At 66.3% G+C, this 1,855-nt stretch carries 2 protein-coding genes; one reads left to right on the forward strand and one right to left on the reverse strand.

Features of this window, described 5'->3' with window-relative positions; all coding sequences use genetic code 11:
- Nucleotides 1–11: 11 nt before the first annotated feature.
- Nucleotides 12–503, reverse strand: a complete 492-nt coding sequence (locus tag ACYPYD_RS18210) for an RcnB family protein (protein WP_036525999.1) — start codon at nt 501–503, stop codon at nt 12–14.
- Nucleotides 504–764: 261 nt separating this feature from the next.
- On the opposite strand from ACYPYD_RS18210, the gene ACYPYD_RS18215 reads away from it, so the two are divergent.
- Complete coding sequence (locus ACYPYD_RS18215) at nt 765–1,784, forward strand: PhoH family protein (protein ID WP_036525997.1); 1,020 nt, start codon at nt 765–767, stop codon at nt 1,782–1,784.
- Nucleotides 1,785–1,855: the final 71 nt, after the last annotated feature.

Consider the following 1,855-nt stretch of genomic DNA (forward strand, 5'->3'; position numbering starts at 1 on the left):
GGGCGTGCTTCTTACCAGAAGAAGCCGTTGTGCGCGGTGACCACGCGGCCGGTGCGGGTGTTGACCATGACCACGTCGTTGTTGTAGCGGACCCAGCGATGGCCGGCGCGCGGGGCGGGCAGACGATAGCGGGCATAGTCACGCACCCAGTAGCGGTCACCGTAGTAGGCGGGCTGGAAACGGTAGCCCACGGTCACCGGGCGATAGCGATAGCCGCGCGGGCCGACATAAGCCGGGCGGCGGTAGTCGTTGCGATGCGACTGGCGATAGTCGCGCCAGTCCTCGCGCAGTTCCTGGCGGGAGTCGCGCACATCGCGGCGGGCATCGCGGACGTCGCGGCGGTCACCGTAGCGCTGGGCCTGGCGCAAGTCGCGCTCGTCGCGGCGAACCTCGCGGGCGCTGTCACGGACTTCGCGGGCGCTCTGGGCCGAGGCCATGGTCGGGACCGCGACGGTCGGCAGGGCTACACCGGCAGCCAGGGCAATCATGAAGAACTTGCGCACCAGTATTCTCCTTCTTCTCAAGAGCCGTATCCGGCCTTCTGATTGGAAACTGCCCGCGCGCTCCTGAACGATCCGGGAATGCGGCGTGCAGCGTGGGGACATAAGTGTCGCACCCTTGCGACAGTTGCATGCCCGAGCGCCGAAACGCGCAGTTATCCCCGACGAAACGCAGGAAATTTTGCAGAAACCTCCTTGCGGGACGCGCCCTGTGGAGCCATCTTCACGGTAGAACGAGACATCAATCTCGCATGAAAGGAGCACATGGCCCGCAAAGCAGCCCGTGCCGTCGATCCGGCACAATTCCGCCCCGAAACCCACCGTCGGGCGCGTGTCGAAATAGATTTCGACGAACCTGTGTTGCTGGGAGCCCTGTTCGGGCAATTCGATTCAAATCTGGTGCAAGTGGAGAACCGCCTCGGCGTGTACATCTCCGCCCGGGGCAGCAAGATCCAGATCGAAGGGCCGGACGATGCCGTCGCCCGCGCGCGCGACACGCTCAAGGGCATGTATCACCGGCTGGAGATGGGGCAGGCGCTCGATTCCGGCGCCATCGAATCCCTGATCGCCATGAGCACCGAACCCACCCTCGAAGGCATCATCACTGGTGACGCAGGCGCGCCGCCGATCATGATCCGCACCCGCAAGAAGACGATTGTGCCGCGTTCGGCGACGCAGATCGACTACATGCGCCAGCTTGCCAAGTCGGACGTCATCTTCGCGCTCGGCCCGGCAGGCACGGGCAAGACGTACGTGGCGGTGGCGCAGGCGGTCAGCCAGCTGATGACCGGCTCGGTCCAGCGCCTGATCCTGTCGCGCCCGGCGGTCGAGGCGGGCGAAAAGCTGGGCTTCCTGCCCGGCGACATGAAGGACAAGGTCGATCCGTACCTGCGTCCGCTCTACGACGCGCTCTACGACTGCATGCCGCCCGAGCAGGTGGAACGCCGCCTCGCCAACGGCGAGATCGAGATTGCCCCGATCGCCTTCATGCGCGGCCGCACGCTGGCCGATGCCTTCGTCATCCTCGACGAAGCGCAGAACACCACGCGCGAGCAGATGAAGATGTTCCTCACCCGCTTCGGCCAGAACAGCCGCATGGTGGTGTGCGGAGACCCGCGCCAGGTCGACATCCCCGGCGGCGACCGCCATTCCGGACTCGCCGACGCGGTCGCCCGGCTGGAGGGCGTGGACGGCATCGCGGTGACCCGCTTCACGGCGGCGGACGTGGTGCGCCATCCGATCGTCGGCCGCATCGTCGAGGCTTACGAGGGGCCGGACGCTTAAGAGAAAGGCCCACCCCCGACCCCTCCCGCAAGCGGGAGGGGAGTAGGTTGTGATTGCCCTCCCGCTTGCGG

The organism is Novosphingobium sp. 11B (assembly GCF_054589055.1).